Annotated in this window: 21 protein-coding genes; 10 read left to right on the top strand and 11 right to left on the bottom strand. The window is 54.8% G+C overall.

Features of this window, described 5'->3' with window-relative positions:
- Positions 1-31: 31 nt before the first annotated feature.
- A complete protein-coding gene (locus NeNHUV3_RS04155) occupies positions 32-352 on the bottom strand; it encodes a succinate dehydrogenase assembly factor 2 (protein WP_391482673.1) in 321 nt (106 codons plus the stop codon).
- The gene (locus NeNHUV3_RS04160; RefSeq protein WP_341245965.1) at positions 349-753 is read right to left on the bottom strand and encodes a helix-turn-helix domain-containing protein; all 405 of its coding nucleotides are present in this window, start codon (positions 751-753) and stop codon (positions 349-351) included. The genes NeNHUV3_RS04155 and NeNHUV3_RS04160 overlap by 4 nt, the downstream gene beginning before the upstream one ends.
- A gap of 75 nt (positions 754-828) precedes the next feature.
- On the opposite strand from NeNHUV3_RS04160, the gene NeNHUV3_RS04165 reads away from it, so the two are divergent.
- Positions 829-2,031, top strand: coding sequence for a pyridoxal phosphate-dependent aminotransferase (locus NeNHUV3_RS04165; protein ID WP_391482674.1), 1,203 nt, complete (start codon positions 829-831; stop codon positions 2,029-2,031).
- Positions 2,032-2,043: 12 nt separating this feature from the next.
- Positions 2,044-2,448, top strand: a complete 405-nt coding sequence (locus tag NeNHUV3_RS04170) for a hypothetical protein (RefSeq protein ID WP_391482675.1) — start codon at positions 2,044-2,046, stop codon at positions 2,446-2,448.
- Here the strand turns inward: NeNHUV3_RS04170 and NeNHUV3_RS04175 are convergent.
- Positions 2,445-2,861, bottom strand: coding sequence for a VOC family protein (locus tag NeNHUV3_RS04175; RefSeq protein WP_391482676.1), 417 nt, complete (start codon positions 2,859-2,861; stop codon positions 2,445-2,447). The two genes, NeNHUV3_RS04170 and NeNHUV3_RS04175, sit on opposite strands and share 4 nt — an antisense overlap.
- A 53-nt stretch (positions 2,862-2,914) precedes the next feature.
- Positions 2,915-4,258, bottom strand: a complete 1,344-nt coding sequence (locus NeNHUV3_RS04180) for an MATE family efflux transporter (RefSeq protein WP_391482677.1) — start codon at positions 4,256-4,258, stop codon at positions 2,915-2,917.
- A gap of 130 nt (positions 4,259-4,388) precedes the next feature.
- Here NeNHUV3_RS04180 and parE point away from each other — a divergent pair, with 130 nt between their 5' ends.
- Positions 4,389-6,347: a DNA topoisomerase IV subunit B gene (gene parE, locus NeNHUV3_RS04185; RefSeq protein WP_391482678.1), complete on the top strand. Its 1,959-nt coding sequence runs from the start codon at positions 4,389-4,391 to the stop codon at positions 6,345-6,347.
- Positions 6,348-6,359: 12 nt separating this feature from the next.
- Here parE and NeNHUV3_RS04190 read toward each other — a convergent pair whose 3' ends face one another.
- From NeNHUV3_RS04190 to proS, 4 genes are all read right to left on the bottom strand, one after another.
- A complete protein-coding gene (locus NeNHUV3_RS04190; protein WP_391482679.1) occupies positions 6,360-7,349 on the bottom strand; it encodes an Ldh family oxidoreductase in 990 nt (329 codons plus the stop codon).
- 125 nt (positions 7,350-7,474) lie between these two features.
- Entirely contained in the window at positions 7,475-8,158 is a 684-nt protein-coding gene (locus NeNHUV3_RS04195; protein ID WP_391482680.1) for an ABC transporter ATP-binding protein, read from the bottom strand.
- Positions 8,151-9,428 carry a lipoprotein-releasing ABC transporter permease subunit gene (locus tag NeNHUV3_RS04200; RefSeq protein WP_391482681.1) on the bottom strand — a complete coding sequence of 426 codons (1,278 nt, stop codon included), beginning with the start codon at positions 9,426-9,428 and terminating at the stop codon, positions 8,151-8,153. The genes NeNHUV3_RS04195 and NeNHUV3_RS04200 overlap by 8 nt, the downstream gene beginning before the upstream one ends.
- Positions 9,429-9,502: 74 nt before the next feature.
- On the bottom strand, positions 9,503-10,846 hold the full coding sequence (gene proS, locus NeNHUV3_RS04205; RefSeq protein WP_391482682.1) for a proline--tRNA ligase: 1,344 nt from the start codon (positions 10,844-10,846) through the stop codon (positions 9,503-9,505).
- A 210-nt stretch (positions 10,847-11,056) separates the two neighbouring features.
- Here proS and NeNHUV3_RS04210 point away from each other — a divergent pair, with 210 nt between their 5' ends.
- The 6 genes from NeNHUV3_RS04210 to NeNHUV3_RS04235 all read left to right on the top strand — a co-directional run bounded on the left by NeNHUV3_RS04210 (position 11,057) and on the right by NeNHUV3_RS04235 (position 18,166).
- Positions 11,057-11,572 carry a fasciclin domain-containing protein gene (locus tag NeNHUV3_RS04210; RefSeq protein WP_082136594.1) on the top strand — a complete coding sequence of 172 codons (516 nt, stop codon included), beginning with the start codon at positions 11,057-11,059 and terminating at the stop codon, positions 11,570-11,572.
- Positions 11,573-11,696: 124 nt separating this feature from the next.
- Entirely contained in the window at positions 11,697-12,434 is a 738-nt protein-coding gene (locus tag NeNHUV3_RS04215) for an SDR family oxidoreductase (protein WP_391482683.1), read from the top strand.
- A 60-nt stretch (positions 12,435-12,494) separates the two neighbouring features.
- Complete coding sequence (locus NeNHUV3_RS04220) at positions 12,495-13,598, top strand: AI-2E family transporter (protein WP_391482684.1); 1,104 nt, start codon at positions 12,495-12,497, stop codon at positions 13,596-13,598.
- Between the two features lie 9 nt (positions 13,599-13,607).
- Positions 13,608-14,267, top strand: a complete 660-nt coding sequence (locus NeNHUV3_RS04225) for a DnaA ATPase domain-containing protein (RefSeq protein ID WP_391482685.1) — start codon at positions 13,608-13,610, stop codon at positions 14,265-14,267.
- Between the two features lie 69 nt (positions 14,268-14,336).
- On the top strand, positions 14,337-16,502 hold the full coding sequence (locus NeNHUV3_RS04230; RefSeq protein WP_391482686.1) for an RNA degradosome polyphosphate kinase: 2,166 nt from the start codon (positions 14,337-14,339) through the stop codon (positions 16,500-16,502).
- 83 nt (positions 16,503-16,585) lie between these two features.
- The gene (locus NeNHUV3_RS04235; protein WP_391482687.1) at positions 16,586-18,166 is read left to right on the top strand and encodes a Ppx/GppA family phosphatase; all 1,581 of its coding nucleotides are present in this window, start codon (positions 16,586-16,588) and stop codon (positions 18,164-18,166) included.
- On the opposite strand, the gene NeNHUV3_RS04240 is transcribed toward NeNHUV3_RS04235, so the two are convergent.
- On the bottom strand, positions 18,163-18,546 hold the full coding sequence (locus NeNHUV3_RS04240; RefSeq protein ID WP_391482688.1) for a hypothetical protein: 384 nt from the start codon (positions 18,544-18,546) through the stop codon (positions 18,163-18,165). The two genes, NeNHUV3_RS04235 and NeNHUV3_RS04240, sit on opposite strands and share 4 nt — an antisense overlap.
- 46 nt (positions 18,547-18,592) lie before the next feature.
- On the bottom strand, positions 18,593-19,276 hold the full coding sequence (locus NeNHUV3_RS04245) for a molecular chaperone DjiA (RefSeq protein ID WP_341245981.1): 684 nt from the start codon (positions 19,274-19,276) through the stop codon (positions 18,593-18,595).
- A gap of 213 nt (positions 19,277-19,489) precedes the next feature.
- On the opposite strand from NeNHUV3_RS04245, the gene nhaA reads away from it, so the two are divergent.
- Entirely contained in the window at positions 19,490-20,674 is a 1,185-nt protein-coding gene (gene nhaA / locus NeNHUV3_RS04250; RefSeq protein WP_391482689.1) for a Na+/H+ antiporter NhaA, read from the top strand.
- 80 nt (positions 20,675-20,754) lie between these two features.
- Here the strand turns inward: nhaA and scpA are convergent, their stop codons facing one another.
- Positions 20,755-22,896: a methylmalonyl-CoA mutase gene (gene scpA, locus NeNHUV3_RS04255; protein ID WP_341245983.1), complete on the bottom strand. Its 2,142-nt coding sequence runs from the start codon at positions 22,894-22,896 to the stop codon at positions 20,755-20,757.
- Positions 22,897-22,913 lie beyond the last annotated feature (17 nt).

The raw sequence follows: 22,913 nt of genomic DNA on the forward strand, positions 1-22,913 counted from the left end.
TAAATGTTGCGCAAGGCTTAGAGACCAATCGCTAATTACCGGTTAAAACGCAGCCATCTTTCAGCATATGCGCGGAAATCTCTGAAATCATATCCAAAAATGCAGGCGGTGTTTCGACCTGACCCGTGATCCACTGATACAGATCGTGGTCATTTTCAGCCAATAGCGCATCATATGTGGCCAACTCACCGTCGGTCATTTCACGCAGTTTACTATCCGCATAGTCCATCAAAATGACATCCATCTCTTTGATGCCCCGCCGGATTGAGCGCATGTAAAGACGCTTGATTTGCGTCTCACGCGGCTCGTCGGCAGGCGGGATCGGCTGTGGAATTTGGGGGAGTTCGCTCATGTGCCAGCCTTAATCGCTGCGCGCAGGCGCTTTTCAACAATGCCCATTCGCTCGGTTTCGCGGTAGATCCGTGCTTTGATGGCGCGAAGTTCCAACAACAACTCATCAACACCGTCAGGCAAATCCTGCCCCATATCTGGGGCCTCTACACCCTCGCCTTCGCCGTTCAACAACCAACTGAAAGACACGCCGATAATGCCCGCCATCATGGTCAACCGGTTGGCGCGCGGCTCGGACAGATCCTCCTCCCACGATTGCATTGTGGTTAGTTTCACACCAAGGCGCTTGGCCAGCTGTGCTTGGGTCATGCCAGCCGCCTCACGCGCGCCGGCAAGACGATCCCCGAAAGTAGAGGTGTCCTCGCTAAACCAATCTTCGTTTTGCTGTGTCACATCTTCCATTACATGCCTCTTCCGTCTAAGGGATATTTTAATCGTTCTAACACATTCTTATCACCGAGCAAAACGGAGCCTACAATGTCTTTTCTGTCCAAAACACTCGATCGCGTCAAACCGTCACCGACGATTGCCGTGACGACCCTTGCTGGTGAGTTGAAGGCAAAAGGCATGGATGTGATCGGCCTTGGTGCAGGTGAACCGGACTTTGACACTCCGCAAAACATCAAAGACGCAGCCGTTGCAGCAATCGCCGCAGGCAAAACCAAATACACAGCCCCCGACGGCATTCCTGAGTTGAAGCAAGCAATCTGTGAAAAGCTAAAACGCGACAACGGACTTGAGTACACCCCCGCACAGATCAGCGTGGGCACTGGCGGCAAGCAGACGCTTTATAACGCCTTCATGGCAACACTAAACGAAGGCGACGAGGTCATTATCCCCGCCCCATATTGGGTCAGCTATCCAGATATGGTTTTGCTGGGTGGCGGCACACCCGTGGCCGTTGAAGCGACCCTTGAGAACAACTTCAAAATCACTGCGGAACAGCTTGAAGCAGCGATCACGCCTAAAACAAAATGGTTTATCTTCAACTCACCCTCAAACCCAACGGGTGCGGGCTATTCAGCGGATGAGCTAAAAAAACTCACAGACGTGCTGCTAAAGCATCCGCATGTTTGGATCATGACAGACGATATGTACGAGCATCTGGCATATGATGATTTCAAATTTGCGACCCCTGCGGAAGTAGAGCCTAAGCTTTATGATCGCACCCTGACATGCAACGGCGTTTCCAAAGCCTATGCGATGACCGGATGGCGCATCGGATATGCGGCGGGTCCAGAAAACGTGATCAAAGCGATGCGTAAAGTGCAGTCGCAATCAACATCGAACCCCTGCTCTATCAGCCAGTGGGCCGCCGTTGAGGCACTGAACGGCACACAACACTTTTTGCCCGAGCATAACGTGGTCTTCAAACGCCGCCGTGACATGGTTGTGGACATGCTGAACGCAATTGACGGCGTTACCTGCCCCACACCCGAAGGTGCGTTCTATGTATATCCCAACATCGCCGGTCTGATTGGAAAAACTACACCCAAGGGCACCGTCATTGAAAACGACGAGGCTTTCTCGACCGCGCTTTTGGAAGACACAGGGGTGGCCGTGGTGTTCGGTGCAGCATTCGGACTTTCGCCAAACTTCCGCGTCAGCTACGCTACGTCAGACGAGAACCTGAAAGAAGCCTGCACGCGTATCCAGACTTTCTGCGCAGCCCTAAGCTAAGCGAGAGACCTTATGAGTAGCGATCTACCCGAGTACTATTTCCGCATCCGTGAAAACGGCGCGCAGGTATTTCGGGTGGACGCAGAAAACCGTCAACGGCGCATCGAAATGGAGCCGCTGGCGGTTCTCAACATTCGCAACAGCGAGATAAAACCGCAAGGCGACCGTGAGTTAAGCGAGGCTGATCTTGCGGTGATCCGTGAATGGATGGAAGAGCGTCAAGAGTTGCTCGCAGCCCGTGATATGGATGACATCCACCGTGCGATTGACAGTCTGAACCTGACTGCACAATGGGCACAATCCAAAGCCAGTGACGATCAGCTTGAGGAAGTAACCGACGCGCTGCTACTCGCCATGCACGACCTGCGCAGCGTATTGGTGCGCAAAAAAGCAGATCGCATCGTGGGCAAAGACTAGCCCACCTGCTGGTGTACCTCGATCACATTGCCTTCGGGATCGTGAAAAAACACCTGATGCCATTCCTTGGCAAAGGCCGTTCCGTAATCTGAGTACGGCACATCATTCGCATCCAAAAGCTTCAAAAAGGCCGCGATATCATCAGTTCGAAATGCGATGTGCCCCCGGTCCACTGGGTTGATGGTTTGGCCGTTCTTAAACGCTACATCCAAGTTTCGCTCGGCCAGATGCATCTGCATCCCACCATCTGTGGCAAAGCGGATTGAACCACTGTAGCCCGCCTCTTCAGTCTCATCCGTGCGCGGAAAATTATCTTGAGGAATGTCATCAAGCCCCAGCAGACCAGTGTAGAAATCATGCATGCGGTCAACGTCGCGGGACACAAAATTGATATGGTGGAATTCAAGCTTCATCGAAAACGCTCCTCAAATAAGTGCGCGCAGCCTAGCCCCAGTTCAGGGCGCCGTCACGCCGTGATGTAGACGCCGCGCCGCGCTGTAAATCGCCAAACCAACAAAACCGCCGCCCCTAGCAAGCCAACGATCAATCCGGCCCATACCCCAACACCGCCAAAGTCCAAGACAAATCCAAGAACATATGCTGCGGGCAATCCAAGCCCCCAATAGCTTAGCGCCGCCAGCCACATGGGCACACGGGTATCTTGCACACCGCGCAAAAGGCCCAAGCAGATAACCTGCAGCCCGTCTGCAAACTGAAACAGCGCTGCCATATAAATCAACGACACCCCAATCGGGATAATCACATCACGGGCCGGATCATCGGGATCCAAAAACGCTGTGACGAACAAATCTGGCACGCCAAAAAACACAACCATTGTCGCCGCGGAAAACGCAAAAGACGCACCAACGGCGACTTTACCGCCCAAGATCAAACCCGCCGCATCCCTGCGACCAACGGCGTTTCCGGCGCGGACAGTCGTGGCTTGGGACAGGCCCAGATGAACCATGAACGTGCCCGTGGCCACCTGCAGTGCGATGCCATGTGCGGCCAAAGCATCAGTACCAAGCCAACCCATCATTGTGGACGCCGCCGTAAACAGGCTCGTCTCAGCCAAGGACGTCAGCGCAATCGGCCAGCCTAATGCAAAAACCTGCCGCAACGCAGACGCATCAATTTTCCACAGGCTGCGGAACAGATCGTAGTGCGGCAGAACCCGTTGGGCATAGCCCATAAAGACGACAAGCATCGCAACTTGGACCAAAACTGAGGCAATCGCTGCCCCCTGGATGCCAAGTTCCGGCAAGCCCAAATTCCCAAAGATCAGGGCGTAGTTGAACACAACATTAATAGCTGCCCCGAAAAGAGTGACCCACAGCACTGGCCCTGCGCGGTCAACGGCACTTAGATAGCTTGCCAAAACCCGCACCAGCAGTGCAGGAAAAAGCCCCCACCCCGCGATACGTAAATACGTTTGCGCGCCTGATGCGACCTCAGGGGTTTGGCCCAGCCCGATCAACCAACCTTCCGAAAACCAAAGCGCCGGCATCACGGCAGCCGCAAATGCAACGGACAACCACATTCCCATGCGCGTGGCGCGGCGGACCTGAACCGTATCTGATCTCGCGTCCGCTTCTGCCACCAGCGACGTGACCGCCCATGCAAAGCCCGAGCCCACAACCTGCAGCGTCATGAAAAAGCTACCCGCAATCGTGGCCGCGGCCAGTGCCTCAACCGAATACCAGCCCAGCATAATCGTGTCGGTCAGTCCCAGCAAAAAGCCCGCCAGAAAACTGCCAATCAACGGAATGCCGAGGCGCAACAAAGCGCTAAGATGTGCGGATGCGTTCATCGCAAAACCGTTGATCTATCCCAGTGGGCCTTGCAACAAAAATCTGACTGTCCAGATGAACGAGACGCACTTCCCCCGATGCCCACGGCGTGTCATAGTGGAGCCAAACACGTATAAAAGAAGCAGTACCATGGCCAATGATCTTCTGTCCGGCGCCCAAGCCGATGACTATAACGCAGACAGCATCGAAGTGCTCGAGGGCCTCGAGCCCGTTCGCAAACGTCCCGGTATGTATATTGGCGGCACGGACGAGCGCGCCTTGCACCACATGGTCGCCGAGGTGCTCGATAACTCTATGGACGAAGCCGTTGCAGGCCATGCCAACCGCATCGAGGTCGAACTGAACGCAGATTACAGCGTGACCATCCGCGACAACGGTCGCGGCATCCCGATTGATCCGCACCCAAAGTTTCCCGACAAATCTGCGCTTGAGGTGATCTTGTGCACGCTTCACGCAGGCGGCAAATTTTCTGGCAAAGCCTATCAAACATCAGGCGGTCTGCACGGTGTGGGGGCGTCCGTTGTCAACGCACTGTCTGACAGCATGGTCGTGCAAGTGGCCCGCAACAAAGAACTCTACGAGCAAAGCTTTTCACGCGGTGTACCGTTGGGTGGGGTCGAGAAAATCGGCGCAGCCCCCAACCGGCGTGGCACCACTGTGACGTTCCACGCGGACGAGCAAATCTTTGGCTCACACCGCTTTAAGCCTGCGCGGATGTTCAAATCGATCCGCTCTAAGGCGTATCTGTTCTCTGGCGTTGAGATCCGTTGGAAATCAGCGATTGATGACGGTGAAACACCCACAGAAGCGACCTTCCATTTCCCCGGCGGCCTTGCCGACTATCTGGGCGAGACCCTCTCAGGGCTGTCAACTTATGCCGAGCGGCCCTTTGCGGGCACAGTTGATTTCCAAGAAAAGTTCAACACACCGGGCAAGGTTGAATGGGCCATCAACTGGACGCCCTCGCGCGATGGTTTTATCCAGTCCTATTGTAATACCGTGCCCACCCCCGAAGGCGGCACCCACGAAGCAGGCTTTTGGGCGGCAATCTTGAAAGGCATTCGTGCCTACGGCGAATTGGCCAACAACAAAAAGGCCGCCTCCATCACCCGTGAAGATCTGACAACTGGCGGCTCTGCGCTTGTGTCTTGTTTCATCCGCGAGCCAGAGTTTGTAGGCCAAACAAAGGACCGCCTCGCCACTGTTGAGGCGCAACGATTGGTAGAAAACGCCATACGCGATCACTTTGATACGTGGCTTGCTGCAGACACCAAATCAGCGGGTGCAATTTTGGATTTCCTCGTCCTGCGTGCCGAGGAACGTCTGCGCCGACGCCAAGAAAAAGAGACAGCACGAAAGTCAGCCACCAAAAAATTGCGCCTACCGGGTAAGTTGGTCGACTGTTCTGCGACCAACCGCGAAGGCACCGAACTGTTCATCGTTGAGGGTGACAGCGCGGGTGGGTCAGCCAAAATGGCCCGAGACCGCAAAACCCAAGCACTATTGCCACTGCGCGGTAAAATCCTGAACGTGCTTGGCGCAGCGTCCTCTAAACTTGGCAGCAACGCCGAAATTTCTGATTTGACCCAAGCGCTTGGAGTCGGTCTTGGCACCAAATTCAACGTCGATGATCTGCGCTACGACAAGATCATCATCATGACCGACGCGGACGTAGACGGCGCACACATTGCTGCGTTGCTAATGACATTCTTCTTCACACAAATGCGCCCGATGATTGACACAGGCCACCTCTATCTGGCCTGCCCGCCGCTTTTCCGACTTACCCAAGGGGCTAAGCGTGTCTATTGCCTTGATGAAGCTGAGCGCGACGCATGGCTTGAAAAAGGTTTGGGCGGCAAGGGCAAAATCGATGTGTCACGCTTCAAAGGCTTGGGCGAAATGGACGCCAAAGACCTTAAAGACACAACGATGAATCCCATGACCCGCAAGCTGATCCGCGTCACGATTGACGAGGATGTTGCCGGTGAAACCGGTGATCTGGTCGAGCGTTTGATGGGTAAAAAACCAGAAAAACGCTTTGAATACATTCAGGAAAACGCCCAGTTCGTTGAAGAGCTGGACGTCTAACCAAGGGCGCTGTTACGCGCCTTTGGCCAACTCCTGAACCCGTGTCCACAGGGCTACAGGAACCTCGACGTTGCTCATCACGTTGCGTTTTTTGCCTGGCACACGCGCACCTTCGTCGGCGGCGATTGCGTCACTCACCCGCGCGATACGCGCTGCAAATTCAGGTGCGCCGCTTGGGTCAATCATCAAGTAATACTGCCCTAAATCATGTGGCCTGCCTTCAGCTTTTTTAAGCCCGCCCACATCAAGCGAGTTAACGGAACCTGTCATACCAGCGGCCAGAATCTCGACCATCAGACCAAGCCCCCAGCCCTTGTAGCCGCCAGCTGACACAAGCGAGCCTGCCAATGCGGCCTCCGGATCAGTCGTTGGACCGCCCTGTGCATCAACCGCCCAGCCAAGCGGGATCGGCTGACCTGCGGCTTTAGCCATCGCGATCTTGCCCAATGCCACTGCGCTGGTCGAAAAGTCAAAATGCATCGCCACGCCGCCAGCGCCGTCCGGCACTGAAAGAGCGATCGGGTTCGTACCGATCACTGGCGTTTTGCCACCTGGAGCCGCCACTACAGGCGAAGCATTCGTCATCCCGATACAAATCACGCCTTTCGCGGCGGCTTGTTCGGTAAAGTACCCAAGCGACGTGCAAGTATGCGTATGCCCCACCGCCAAACTGGCGACGCCATTTTCTTTGGCTGCAATGACAGCCGTTTCAAGCCCTGCAGCAAAGGCAGGCTGTGCAAAACCAAAGCCACCGTCGACGAAAATTGCACTGGTTTTTTGACGCTCAACCCGTGGCTCAACAGACCCGTTTACACGCCCACTTTCCAATTGAATGCAGTAGCTTTCCAAATACGCCAGACCACAGATCACGTTGCCAAGGCTCTCGGAACGCGCGGTCGCATCTGCCACATGATGGGCAACGCTTTGCGTTGCGCCATAAGCCACCAGTGCTTCTTTCGCCGTTTGATAAATGTCAGTGATCGACTGGGATGTTGTGGTCATCTGGCGAAATCCTTGCGCGCTGTTGGAAAGTGGTTCGTGATTTTGGCCGCAGGTTTACGCCCTAATCCCGAAATGGCAATGCCGCTGCGTATGCCATCTGATGTGGCTACGCTTGAACGTCAGTCTCAAGCGGTGCGAAGCGCGCCTGCATCCAGCCTAATTTGGCGGTCCATTTTTGCGGCTAATTCAAGATTATGCGTCGCAATCAAAGCGGATAACCCCGTCTCACGCACCAAGTCCAACAATGTTGAAAAAACCCGTTCAGAGGTTTCAGGATCAAGATTGCCGGTGGGTTCATCAGCCAGAAGTAACTTAGGCTGATTGGCCAACGCACGACAGAACGCAACACGCTGTTGCTCACCCCCCGACAGTTCCGCAGGGCGGTGGGCTGCCCGGTGCGCAACCCCAACACGCTCTAGCAGCGCCTGACTTCGCGCGTCAGCCGCCCGTCGCGGTGTACCGGCTGCAAGTTGTGGCAAGGTCACGTTTTCAGTCGCCGAAAACTCAGGTAACAAATGATGAAACTGGTAAATAAATCCAACATCATCGCGGCGCGCGGATGTCCGCGCTCGGTCATTCAGCCGTGTCATCTCGCGCCCCGCCAGCAAAACATCTCCGCTTGTGGGCGTATCGAGCAGCCCCGCAATATGCAGTAACGTCGACTTGCCTGCACCCGACGGTGCAACAAGGGCCACCACTTCACCGGCCGAAATAGACAGATCAATACCCCGTAGCACGTCAATCTGGTTTGGCTGACCCGCGTTATAGGTCTTGGTGACGCCCTTAAGTTCCAGCACAGCATCACTCATAGCGCAGCGCCTCAACGGGGTTCATGCGCGCCGCTTTACGCGCAGGAAAAATTGTTGCCGTGAATGACAGTAGCAGCGACAAACCGACAGCTGACAAAACGTCTTCAAGCTGTAGTTTTGCGGGCAATTGATAAATGCCACGGATCGATGGATCCCACACACCACCGCCAGCGACCGTGTTCACAAACCCAAAAATCGGATCAATATAGAGGGCAAACAGACACCCCAAGATCACTCCAAGCGCCGTAGCGATAACGCCCGTAAACGCACCACATATAAAGAAGACCCGCAAAACTGCACCTTCCGTCAGGCCCATCGTGCGCAAAATACCAATATCGCGACCCTTGTTTTTCACCAACATAATCAAGCCACTGACAATGTTCATTGCTGCAATCAACACGAGGATCGACAGGATGATGAACATTACGTTGTCTTCGATATCAAGCGCCTGAAGGAACGACCCACTTGCATCTTTCCACGTCCACAGCAGCGTGCGATCCCCGCCAGCGGTCATCAATGGGCCCGCAAACCGCTCAATCTGTTCGGGCGTGTCCACCATCACTTCAATTTCATCCGCTACGCCTTCACGGTTGAAAAATTCCTGTGCTTGGGCAAACGGCATATAGACGCGGGTTTGGTCAATGTCATAGCGACCGGCGCTAAAAATATAGACCACTTCAAACGCGCCAACCCGTGGCTTCGTGCCAAAAGGCGTGCGTGCGCCATTGGGCGATATGATTTTGATCCTGTCACCGACGCCCAGACCCAATTCACGCGCAACACCTGAGCCAACGGCCACACCTTTTTCAAAATCCGAAATCACGCCGATGCTCTGCTCGGGCGCGGCGATGCGCGGGATGGTCAGCAGGTCAGGCAGACTGATGCCATAAACCTGAACGCCCGTATTACGATCGGCCTGATTGGCCATGACATTGCCACGAACAAGGGGGGCTGCACGGGTCACACCATCGATTTGGCGCAAGCGTTCGGCCACCGCGTCATAATCTTCGATCACACGGCTGGCGCCACCGTTCGGTGTGATCTCAGACGTTTGATAGACAGTCACATGGGCGTTCGCACCAAGGATCGTATCAACAAACTCTGCCCGAAAACCTGCGCGTACTGCCAATGTCGCAATAAGCGCAAAGACGGCTAGGGTGATCCCGATCAGCGAAATCCATGTCATTACAGACACGCCACCCTCTGCCCGTTTGGCGCGCAAATAACGCCAAGCGATCATCCATTCAAATGGCGCAAAGGGTTTGGGCATGAAGATCGACCCCTGTATTAATTACTCAAAATGTGTCGACGCGCTTACTATCACAAAGCGCGCCAACTTGGGATTTAAGACGCCGCCTTGCCATAGATTTGTGCAATCTTCAAAAGCGCCTGCTCGGGTGACAGCTCCTCACTTTCGCCGGTACGGCGCGATGTCAGCTCAACAACACCGTTCTTCAAGCCGCGCGGCCCGACGGTAATGCGCCATGGCAAACCGATCAGATCCATCGTGGCAAACTTACCGCCTGCCCGTTCGTTGCGGTCATCATAAAGCGGTTCAAGACCCAACGCGACTATGCTTTCATAGAGCGCTTCACAGGCCGCATCAGCCTCTGCATCACCTGTCTTGAGGTTGACGATACCACAGTGGAACGGCGTTACGCCTTCGGGCCAAATGATGCCGTTATCATCATGCGAAGCCTCAATAATTGCGCCCAACAGACGCGAAACGCCGATACCGTGGCTGCCCATGTGCACAGGTACTTTTTGCTGTTGATCGTTCACAACAGTAGCGCCCATGGCTTCCGAATATTTGGTGCCAAAGTAGAAAATCTGACCCACTTCAATACCGCGCGCAGTGCGCTGACGATCAGCTGGGACTTGGGCAAACAACTCTGCATCGTGGGTTTCATCCGTGCGCGCGTAGCGTGAGGTGAACTCATCCAGCACTCCAGCACAGGCCGCAACATCATCAAAATCAATCGCGCGGTCGCCAAACGTAAGGTCTGTGATCTCGCTGTCGTAGAAGACTTCGGACTCGCCTGTTTCAGCCAGCACCAAAAACTCATGCGTGTAATCGCCACCAATCGGGCCACCGTCCGCACGCATCGGGATCGCTTGTAGCCCCATCCGCTCGTAGCTGCGCAAATATGTCACCAAGTGACGGTTGTAGGCGTGAAGCGCGTCTTCTTTGGTCAAGTCAAACGTGTAGCCATCTTTCATCAAGAACTCACGGCCCCGCATAACACCAAAACGCGGACGGCGTTCATCACGGAATTTCCACTGGATTTGATAAAGGGTCAGCGGCAGATCTTTGTAGCTGCCCACGTGAGCGCGGAAAATATCGGTAATTTGCTCTTCGTTGGTGGGACCGTACAGCATGTCATGACCGTGGCGATCTGAAATGCGCAGCATCTCCTCGCCGTAGTCATCATAACGTCCGCTCTCCCGCCATAAATCAGCCGATTGCAGCGTTGGCATCAAAACCGGAATATGCCCAGCGCGCTGCTGTTCTTCGTGGACGATGGTCTCGATATTGCGCAGAACTTTCAGGCCCATCGGCAACCAAGAATAAATCCCCGCAGAAGCCTGTTTGATCATCCCCGCCCGCAACATCAAACGGTGCGACACGATTGACGCCTCAGAAGGGTTTTCCTTGAGGACGGGCAGGAAATAGCGGGACATACGCATGTGTTTGGGGCCTTTGTGTGTTGAATTAAAGCAGGTCTAGGCAATGTGGCCAGCGTTGGCAATCGACGATTGTTAGTGGCCAGTGAGGCTCAGCAGCAAATGGCTTTGGCAACTCATTGTGATCCATTCTCCTTGCCCACCGTAACACTAAGCACAACAGGTACCGCTTAACTTGGTTGCCGTTGGTGTAATTTATGGGAGTTAAAGAGTATGAACCGTTTTCTAAAAGCCGCCGCAGCAGGTGCAGTCGCCGCAACAATGGCAACAGCAGCGTCCGCACAGTCAATCGTTGATATCGCCGTCGGCGATGAGCGGTTCTCAACCCTTGTGGCCGCTGTTTCTGCCGCAGGCTTGGTCGACACACTGTCCGGACCTGGCCCCTTCACCGTTTTTGCGCCTGTAAACGATGCGTTTGCGGCCCTACCCGAGGGCACTGTTGAGACGCTATTGCTGCCAGAAAATAAGGGTGATTTGACGAATGTGCTGCTCTACCATGTGGATGATCGCAACCTGACCGCCGAGCAAATCCCTGCTGGTTCAAACTACTTCAAGCCGATTTTGGCTAGCGAGCGGATGTGCATCACCAAAGGTGCGGGCGGCGTCAGCATTGCCGATGGAACAGGCGAAAGCGCCAATGTCATCATCGCCAACATCAAAGCAGACAACGGTGTGATCCACGTGATCGACAAAGTGTTGCTACCCGGCACACGGCCCGCTTGCCACTAATCAATCAACCGTAAACTGAAAAAAGCTCCGTCGGTGCAAACTGGCGGGGCTTTATTTATGTTGTGGGCGGCTTTCGGTTGTTCGACAATGGATCAAGCTACGTGAAAGAGGATGGGACAAAACTATGAACGGTAAACGGATATTGATCACCGGCGCGTCACGCGGCATTGGCGAGGCGGCCGCACGGGTTTTGGCTGAACGCGGTGCAAAAGTTGCCGTGCTGGCGCGGAACGGCGCTGCCCTTGAAACCCTTGCCGCAGACATTGGCGGCATCGCAATTACCGCAGACGTCAGCGATTTCGCCTCAATGGAAAAAGCCGTAGCAACAGTGGTTGCTGAATGGGGCGGCTTGGATGTTTTGGTCAATAACGCAGGCCTGATCGACCCGATTGCGCGCATTGAAGACAGCGATCCTGCCGCTTGGAGCCAGATCGTCGATGTGAACCTTAAGGGCGTCTACTATGGTATCCGCGCGGCGCTTCCTGCGATGGACCAAGGCACGATCATCAATATTTCCTCAGGTGCGGCCACAGGCGCGCTGGAAGGCTGGTCACACTACTGCGCCACCAAAGCCGCAGTGCTGAGCCTGACCAAATGCACCCATCTGGAAAACGCATCCCGCGGTATTGTCTGTGTAGGTCTTAGCCCAGGAACAGTCGCCACGGATATGCAGCGCGACATCGCCAAAAGTGGCATCAACGCAGTCAGCCAAATGTCATGGGACGCGCATATCCCTGCTGAATGGGTCGGCAAAGCGATCGCCTACTTGTGCGGGCCGGACGGCGCAAAATACGCAGGCACAGACTTCAGCATCAAAACCCCAGAAGGCCGCGCAGCCGTCGGATTGCCAGCACCCTCTTAACAGGTGATATTGCTTGAAACCGCTCGTGCAAGACGCGATGTAGGACCAAAGGAGACGGCAATGGCGCTGCCCATCGAACAACAAGCAAAGTACTGGGGAATTGCAACGGCGGTTGTCTTTGCGATCCTGTGGTTTTTGGGCGACGTAATCCTGCCCTTCGTGCTTGGTGGCGCAATTGCCTACTGCCTGGACCCCCTTGCGGACCGGCTGGAAAAACTTGGCGCAAGCCGCGTTTTGGCGACTGTAACCATCACCATCGTCGCGATCTTGATCTTCTGTCTCTCCTTCTTGTTGGTTATTCCGTCATTGCTTGAGCAAGCAGGGCAGTTGGTGAACACCGCCCCTGATGTGTTTGAGCGCCTACGTGTTGCATTGACCGAGCGGTTCCCGTCGTTGATTGACGACCAGTCCGTGATACGCAAACAACTTTCAAGCATTGGCGAAGCAATCCAAGCCAAGGGCGGCGCATTAGTCGAAGGGCTTTTGACCAGCGCAAAGGGTCTGATCAATATTTTGGTCCTGCTCGTATTGGTGCCTGTGGTTGCATTCTATCTGCTACTCGATTGGGACAACATGACCGCCCGCGTCGATGAGCTTTTACCCCGTGACCACGCCCCTACGATCCGCAAACTTGCCGGTGATATTGACGCGACCTTGGCAAGCTTCATTCGCGGCATGGGCACGGTGTGTTTGGTTCTTGGTGCATATTATGCCGTGGCACTTATGACAGTGGGGCTGCAATTTGGTCTGATCGTCGGGTTCATCGCGGGGCTTGTGACGTTCATTCCCTATGTGGGCGCGTTGGTGGGTGGCATTCTGGCAATCGGGTTGGCCCTTTTCCAATTCTGGGGCGGCACACAAATGATCGACGGCACCAGCGTTGAGGTAGCAACTGACTGGTTCCGCATCGGGGCTGTGGGAGTAATCTTTGTCATCGGTCAGGTGGTTGAAGGTAACGTTCTTACCCCAAAACTCGTCGGCAAATCCGTGGGGCTACATCCAGTCTGGCTTATTTTTGCACTGTCGGTTTTTGGGTCAATATTCGGCTTTGTCGGCATGCTTGTCGCGGTACCATTGGCCGCAATGATCGGCGTTTTGGTACGCTTTGGCATTGAGCAATACACCGATGGCCGGCTATATCGCGGCCTTGATAAGCAGGACTAACCCCTTTCGATGCCACAACAGCTAAGCTTTGATCTGCCGTCCCGCACGGCGCTTGGACGTGATGACTTTTTCATCAGCGAGGCCAACGCGCTGGCCGTTGCCCAAGCAGAGCAAGACGATCTGTGGCCAAACGGTAAGCTTGTCCTGAGTGGGCCAAAAGGTGCGGGAAAAACCCATTTGTCCCACGTCTGGGCCAGCCAATCAGGTGCCAAGATCATACATGCCGCCAGCCTTGAGATGCCTGAAGAAAATGCAGTTGTGGTTGAAGACGTGCACACCATTGCGGGCCAACATGATGCCGAAGAGATGCTGTTTCACATCCACAACGCGGTTTTGGGCCGTGGGGGACGGCTGCTTCTTACGGGGATTGGCGCGCCAAACCACTGGCCTATCGCACTTGCGGATTTGGCTAGCCGTTTGCAAGGCACAGCACTCGTACAAATAGATGAGCCAGACGACATGTTGCTGATGGCAGTCTTGGTCAAAGGCTTTGCAGACCGACAGTTGCAACCCACACCGGCTGTGCTGACCTATCTTTTACGCCATTCCGAGCGTAGCTTTGCCCACGCCCACCAGATCGTCGCCGCCATGGATAAACGCGCTCTGTCAGAGCGCCGCACAATCAACCGTGATCTGGCGCGGGATGTTTTGTCTGACCTTGCACGCTAAATCGCGCTGCACGTAACCAAAGTGGCAATCGTTACTTCGGTGTTACAAATATCCATGTATAACTAGGCCATGACTCACGCAAATTTCCTTGACCATCCCTTTCCTGCGCCCATCGAAATCGACGCAGACATAAGCGGACCAGATCGCTTTTTTAACCGCGAAGTCTCGTGGTTGGCGTTCAACTGGCGGGTACTTGAGGAAGCGGCAAACCCTAAAGTCCCACTGCTTGAGCGGCTTAGGTTCGTGTCCATCTCAGCAACCAACCTGGACGAATTTTATACCGTGCGCGTGGCCGGACTGCGCGAGCTTGATGACGCAGGCAACCTGACACCCGCCGCGGACGGGCTAACGCCCGCGCAACAGCTGGCCATGATCAACACCAATGCCGGTGCTTTGATGGCCAAACAACAAGACGTGTTCAGTGTGCTGCGCGATCAGATGGAACACGAAGGCATCACCATTCTTGAGCGTGATGAGCTGACCCCTTCTGATCTGGAATTTTTGAACGAGCATTTTCTCAGTCAGGTTTTTCCGGTCCTTTCACCGCTGGCCATTGATCCAGCACACCCGTTTCCATTTATCCCAAATGCCGGTCTGTCGCTTGCCCTGCAACTTGAGCGCCGCCGCGATAAAGAACCCCTTCAAGCTCTTTTGCCGATCCCCGCGCAGGTTGACCGTTTTGTCCGCATGCCCGGTGATGCCGTGCGTTTCCTGCCTGTCGAAGACCTTATGCTGCTGCGCCTTGATACGATCTTTCCCGGCTATGCGACTGTTGGGCAATGTCTGTTTCGCATTTTGCGCGACAGTGATCTGGAAGTTGAAGAAGAAGCAGAAGACCTTGTGCGCGAATTTGAAACCGCACTGAAACGCCGCCGCCGTGGTGAGGTTATCCGCGTTGAATTGTCTACCGGCGCCCCCGCAGCACTGCGCAAGATGCTGATGCACAACCTCGATGTCGAAGACAGTGAGATCGTTGATGTATCAGGGGTTGTTGGTGTTGCAGACCTGTCAGCACTGATCATCAAAGATCGAAGCGACTTGATGTGGCCGGGGTTCAAGCCGCGCGTTCCTGAACGGGTTATGGACCACGACGCTGATATGTTTGCGGCTATCCGCCAGAAAGACATGCTGCTGCATCACCCCTATGAGACTTTTGATATGGTAGTCAGGTTTGTTCAACAGGCCGCCCGTGACCCCAACGTGTTGGCCATCAAACAAACACTTTATCGGACCTCCAAGAATTCCCCGATCGTGTCAGCACTTTGCGAAGCGGCAGAGGACGGCAAATCCGTCACCGCACTAGTTGAACTGAAAGCACGGTTTGATGAGGCCGCCAACATTCGCCAATCGCGCCGGCTTGAGCGCGCAGGCGCTCATGTTGTCTACGGCTTTATGACGCTTAAAACCCACGCCAAGATCAGCACCGTCGTTCGCCGCGAGGGTGACCAACTGGTCACCTACACCCACTACGGCACTGGGAACTACCACCCTGATACAGCCCGCATTTACACTGATGTATCGCTCTTTACCTGCGATCCCGCCTTGGGACGCGATGCAACCAAAGTGTTCAATTTCCTTTCGGGCTATGCAGAGCCCGAAGTTTTGGAAAACCTGTCGATCAGCCCCATGACACTGAAATCAACGCTGCTTGAGCGGATCGAGGAAGAGGCAAAACACGCCCGCGCAGGCCGCCCTGCCGCTATTTGGGCCAAGATGAACAGCCTGATCGAGGCAGATGTGATCGACGCGCTTTATGCTGCCAGCCAAGCGGGTGTGCAAATCAGCCTCGTGGTGCGCGGTATTTGCGGGCTGAAGCCCGGTATCAAAGGGCTGTCAGAAAATATCCGTGTCAAATCAATCGTCGGACGTTTTTTGGAACACAGCCGCATTGTGTGTTTCGGAAACGGCAAAGGCCTGCCCAGCAAAAAAGCGCGGGTCTACATCAGCTCTGCAGATTGGATGGGGCGGAACCTTAACCGCCGCGTTGAGACGTTGGTTGAGATCGATAATCCCACCGTAAAAGCACAAATTGTCAGCCAAGTGATGGCGGCTAATTTGGCTGACGTTGCGCAAAGCTGGGTAATGGACGGAAACGGCAACTGGACCCGTCCCGACATCCCCGAAGACAGCTTTGCGTTTAATTGTCACCGTTTCTTTATGGAAAACCCGTCACTTTCAGGACGGGGCTCCGCAGGTGCAGCAGACGTGCCCAAATTGACCCACACCGAGGACTAACGTCGCGGAGCTGTTTCTAGGATTGTGCGCCACGGCCAAAATCGGCCATACAAGAGGCGCAAGTGGCCAAAGACGGATGCGCAATGACCAAAACCAGCACCCCCAAAAGCGCTCCGCGTCAAGATAGCACTGGCGATGACATCTCCGAATGGGGCCCGTTCGGCAGACCCCTTTTCCAAGAAACGTCTGCACGTGCTTTGTCACGGGTTGGTGTGATTGATGTTGGCTCAAACTCAGTTCGATTGGTCATTTTTGACGGCGCTGCGCGATCGCCTGCGTATTTCTACAACGAAAAAATCATGTGCGGTTTGGGGGCGGGGCTTGCCGAAACGGGTCATCTGAATCCCGAAGGACGCACCCGTGCGCTGGCTGCTATTTTGCGCTTTGTGAAACTTGCCGAAGGCTTGGGGATCCCACCGCTGACAACTGTTGCGACAGCCGCCGTGCGCGAAGCCTCTGACGGGCTGGCCTTTCGAGACGAGGTCGAGGCGCAAACCGGCCTGAAGCTTTGGATCATCGACGGCAAAGAAGAGGCGCGCCTTTCTGCACAAGGTGTGTTGCTTGGCTGGCCCAAGTCATACGGGCTGGTGTGCGATATCGGTGGCGCCTCGCTTGAGTTGGCCGAGTTGCGTGACGGACGCGTTGGTAAGCGCGAAACATCGCCTTTGGGTCCGCTCAAGCTGCGCGATATCAAAGGCGGCAAGAAAGGGCGCAAGGCCCACATCGAAGCGGTCATGGATGAGCTGCACGCAAAAATGGGCGATCAAAATGACCGCTTATTCTTGGTAGGCGGTTCGTGGCGGGCCATCGCACGCATTGATATGGAGCGTTTGGGCTATCCGCTGCACGTGCTGCATGAATACCGGATGACATCAAAATCCGTGCGTGCAACTGCCGAATTTGTAGCTGGCCACGATCTTGAAGAACTGCGCCAATTGTGCGGCATTTCGGGCAGCCGCATGGCGCTTGTGCCCTACGCGCTTGAGGTGCTCAAAGTGCTGACAAGCCGTTTCAAGCCCAAAGACATCGCCATCTCAAGCTATGGGATCCGCGAAGGCATGCTCTATGAGCAGATGCCGCAGCGCCTGCGCGAACGTGATCCTTTGATCGAAGCCTGCCGCTTTGCAGAAGATAAAGACGCCCGCCTACCCGGCTTTGGCCGCACGCTTTATACCTTTATCAAACCGCTGTTTCGTGCCCTACCCGATGGACGCAAGCGTATGGTGAAAGCCGCCTGTTTGCTTCATGACGTCAGCTGGCGTGCCCACCCTGACTACCGTGCCGAGGTGTGTTTTGATACTGCAACACGCGCAAACCTTGGTGGTTTGAAGCACGCAGAGCGCGTCTACCTTGGCCTTGCCCTGCTGCACCGCTACCGCAACAACCGTGAAGGCACGCGCTTTGAGGAGCTGTCTTCCCTGCTCCCTGTTGAGGCCCAACGCGAGGCTGAAATTCTGGGCAAAGCCATTCGTTTTGGCGCGATGCTTTGGATGCAGGCGGACACGCCCATGGGCGAGCTGAAGTGGTATCCCAAGAAAAAGGTTTTGGAACTGGTTCTATCGGCGGATGCGCAGCCCCTTTACGGTGAGGTCGCCGAAGCTCGCTTTATGTCTCTGTGCAGCAGCCTAGATGCTAAGCCACAAGTGAACATGCGCCGCCGCTAAATCTCGATCTGCCCGTCTGCTGAGGGTGCGTCCGTGTTTGGCGCCGCGTCTTCTTTGCGGCGGATAATGATGTCGCCGTTCGGTAAAACCTCGGGCGCTTCATAACGTGTCGCGTCGTCGATCTTGTCTGCCAAATCGCGCAACGCAGGGCCAAACTCTTCGATCAGCGCCTGCAAAGATGGCTCAAGAGCGTCGGACAGCTGATCCAAATCTTCCTTAAGCGGCTCTACTTCGTTCAAAAGCCCCTCAAAGAACATCTCAAAACCGCGCTGCATCAACGATCGTTCATCTTGCTCTGGCTGTTCTTGCGCCACGTCCTGCGCCGTAGCCGAAAGCGTCAAAGCAAAGGTTATCGCAGCAACATAAAGAATACTTTTCATACCATTCACCTAAAATCGATTGTCCAAATTTGAAGTCCCAAAAGGCTCAGTGTACTTTTTGGCCCGCAATTTCGTCCCAAGCAGCGTTAACATCTATCAGACGTTTTTCAGCCATCCGCACAGCCTCTGCCGGCAAGCCGCGCGCAGCCAAACGGTCTGGATGGGTATCGCGCACAAGGGCGCGCCATGCGGTTCTGATTTCGCTCAGAGGGGTGCTCGGTGTGACGCCCAGAACATCGTAGGGGTCTTTGTGCGCGCCTTCCACAAATCGCGCGCGAAGCTGTCGGAACTGTGCCTCGGACAGCCCCATAATGTTCGAGACTTCGTGCAAAAAATCATCCTCGTTGGGATGATAGACACCGTCCGCAAGTGCGATATGGAACAGCCCTTCCATCAGGTCGTAAATCACATGACTATCGCGCTCAAACATCTTTGCAATCCGCGCGGCGTAAATATCAAAGCCCGCAACGTCTTGACGGGCAAGGTTAAAAACCCGTGCTGCCTGATCTTCTTCTTGTGCGGGAATATGGAAAACTTCGCGAAAGGCAGTGACCTCGTCACGGGTAACATGCCCGTCAGCTTTTGCCATTTTTGCCCCCAAAGCGATTACCGCGATGGTAAAACCAACAGTCCGCTCAGGCGGGGTGCGCAGCTTTTCAAATACGCTCGACAGGCCCTCACCCAAGGTGAGCGCAGATAATGCATCAGCTATTCGAGACCAAATCGACATACCGCCAAGTTACGCCTTTTTGAGACCTTTGTCAGTGCAAAGCGCCCTCCCAACACATGTAAATCAGGCAGGCCTGCTGAAACGGTCAAATTACGGTTAATTTCGGACGATTTCGCAGGTCAGATATCTTGAAAATCACCCGCTAAACACCATTTTGAGGACTATGTGACAGCAAAAGCTGTTACCCACAACAATAACCAAATGGACAGTCAAATGCCCTTACAACGCGCTATCGATCGCTTCTTTTCCTCCGAGGCCTCCGGAGGGATCTTGCTTATGCTCTCTGCCGTGGCGGCGCTTATCGTCGCAAACTCGGCGCTCGCACCGTTTTATGAGAGCTGGTTGAACTCCTATTTCTCAGTCAAACTTAATGATGAGGGCATCGCCAAGCCTCTAATCTTGTGGATTAACGATGGTTTGATGGCGATCTTCTTCTTTCTAATCGGTCTTGAACTGAAGAAAGAGCTGCTTGAGGGCAAACTGAAAAATCCGCGCGATGTGGTGCTTCCGGGTATGGCCGCTGTTGGTGGAATGGTTGTTCCCGCACTTGTTTTCTTCGCCTTGAACTCTGGCCTTGTCAGCATCAAAGGCTGGGCCATCCCTGCGGCAACAGACATTGCCTTTGCCCTTGGTGTGCTTGCACTTATGGGTGACCGCGTGCCGTCCTCGCTTAAGGTGTTTTTGCTGACCCTTGCGATTTTGGATGACATGGGTGCGATCATTATTATTGCGCTGTTCTACACAGCCAATCTGCAGGTCGATTATCTCTACCTCGCGCTGATCCCGCTGGCTGGTATGGTGATGCTTAACCTCAAAGGCGCGCACCGTATTGCGCCGTTCATTTTGCTTGCGACAATCATGTGGGTCTTTGTTTTGAAGTCCGGTGTTCACGCAACGCTGGCCGGTGTTGTTGCGGCGTTCTGTATCCCGCTCAAGGACAAATGGGGCAAGTCACCGCTACACTCACTCGAGCACGCTTTGTCGCCTTACGTGCTGTACCTGATCGTGCCGATCTTTGCTTTTGCCAACGCAGGCGTGGTCTTCAAGGGCATGTCTGTGACGGACATCTTCCTCCCACTGCCACTTGGTATCGCACTTGGTTTGATCGTCGGTAAGCAGGTCGGTGTCTTCGGCATCACATGGCTGATGGTCAAATCGGGACTGGCAAAATTGCCCGCTGGTGCCAATTGGTTGCACATCTACGGCGTTGCCTGCCTTGCCGGTATCGGCTTCACAATGTCGTTGTTCATCGGCTCACTCAGCTTTGATGATCCGGCCTTGATGAACCAAGTCCGCGTAGGTGTTCTGGCAGGCTCTGTCGTCTCTGCAATTTTGGGCTTTGCGGCCCTCAAGATTGCCGCACGACGCGACGAAAAAGAACAAGCCGTCGCCGCCTAGGCCACGCTCTTGAACGAACAACAAAAAGCCCACGCATCACGCGTGGGCTTTTTTCGTTTCCGACCTTCACTTCAGACAGCTTAGCTGCGCGTCTCTTTGATGATACGCAGGATATCTTGCGCGGCTTCGGGGATATTTGTCCCCGGCCCAAAGATCGCCTTCACGCCTGAGTTGTACAAGAAATCATAGTCCTGCTGCGGGATCACGCCACCACAGATCACAATGATGTCGCCAGCACCTGCAGCTTTCAGCGCCTCAACCAGTTTGGGCGCAAGCGTCTTATGACCCGCTGCTTGGCTGCTGATGCCGATCACATGCACGTCGTTGTCGATGGCGTCTTGTGCCGCTTCTTCCGGCGTTTGGAATAATGGGCCAACGTCCACATCAAACCCGATATCTGCAAAGGCGGTCGCAATTACTTTGGCGCCCCGATCATGTCCGTCTTGGCCCATTTTGACGACCAGCATCCGTGGGCGGCGGCCCTCCTCTTGGGCGAAATCTTCGACAGATTTCTGGATCGCGGCGAACCCTGCGTCACCGTCATATGCGGCACCATAAACACCCGCCAACGTCTTAACTTCAGCGCGGTGACGGCCAAACGCTTTTTCCATCGCCATACTAATTTCTCCTACAGTCGCCCGCGCACGTGCGGCCTCCACCGCCAAAGCCAACAAGTTGCCCGTACCATCTTCTGCTGCTTGGGACAGCGCATGCAGCGTGTGATCCACATCGGCTTGGTTGCGGGTCGCTTTGATCCGCTCAAGTTGTTTGATCTGGCTGTCGCGCACAGACGCATTGTCGATATCGCGGATGTCGATCTCGTCCTGTTTATCCAGCTTGAATTTGTTGACCCCAACGATCACTTCGTCGCCGCGGTCCACAGCCGCCTGACGGCGCGCAGCGGCTTCTTCGATGCGCAGTTTTGGCATGCCTGAGGCAACCGCTTTGGTCATCCCGCCCATTTCCTCGACTTCTTCGATCAGCTTCCACGCTTCATCCACCAAGTCAGCGGTCAGTTTTTCAACGTAGTAGCTGCCCGCCAGCGGATCGACCACATTGGTGACACCAGTTTCGTTTTGCAAAATGAGCTGGGTGTTGCGCGCGATCCGCGAGCTGAACTCTGTCGGCAGCGCAATCGCCTCATCAAACGAGTTGGTATGCAAAGACTGCGTGCCGCCCAGCACCGCTGACATCGCCTCGTAGGCCGTGCGAACGATGTTGTTATAGGGGTCTTGCTCTTGCAGTGACACACCAGAGGTCTGGCAGTGTGTACGCAGCATCAGTGAGCCCGGCTTTTTGGGCTCAAACTCTTCCATGATGCGGTGCCAAAGGAAGCGCGCTGCCCGCAGCTTTGCCGCTTCCATAAAGAAGTTCATGCCGATGGCGAAAAAGAACGAAAGCCGCCCTGCAAACGCATCAACATCAAGCCCCTTGGCGATGGCCGTGCGTACATACTCGCGCCCGTCAGCCAGCGTAAACGCCAACTCCTGCACAAGGTTCGCACCCGCCTCTTGCATGTGATACCCGCTGATCGAGATCGAGTTGAACTTGGGCATATCGGTGCTGGTGAACTCGATGATGTCCGCCACAATCCGCATCGAAGGCTCCGGCGGATAAATGTAGGTGTTGCGCACCATGAACTCTTTGAGAATGTCGTTTTGAATGGTCCCGGACAACTGCTCGGTCGGCACGCCCTGCTCTTGGCCCGCCACAATGAAACTTGCCAACACAGGAATAACCGCGCCGTTCATCGTCATAGAGACCGAAATTTTATCAAGCGGGATGCCATCAAACAGCGTTTTCATATCTTCAACACTGTCAATCGCCACACCTGCCTTGCCGACGTCTCCCTCAACACGTTCATGATCGCTGTCATACCCGCGGTGCGTTGCCAGATCGAACGCAACCGAAACGCCTTGCTGGCCCGCATCAAGTGCTTTGCGGTAGAAGGCGTTACTTTCTTCAGCAGTGGAAAAGCCCGCATACTGACGGATCGTCCAAGGACGGCCTGTGTACATCGTCGCACGCGGCCCGCGCGTAAACGGCGCGCTGCCAGGCATGCCGCCCATATGCTCAAGCCCTTCGGCGTCATCACTTGTGTAAACCGGCTGCACTTCGATACCTTCGGGCGTCTGCCACTTTAGATCATCAAGCGGACGGCCACGCAGTTCTTTGTTGGCCAATTCAGTCCATTCGGTTTTGTTTTCGGTCTTTTTCGTCATCTGAGCCTCCTTGGGCT

The sequence above is a fragment of the Nereida sp. NH-UV-3 genome (assembly GCF_042939535.1).
GTDB lineage: Bacteria > Pseudomonadota > Alphaproteobacteria > Rhodobacterales > Rhodobacteraceae > Nereida > Nereida ignava.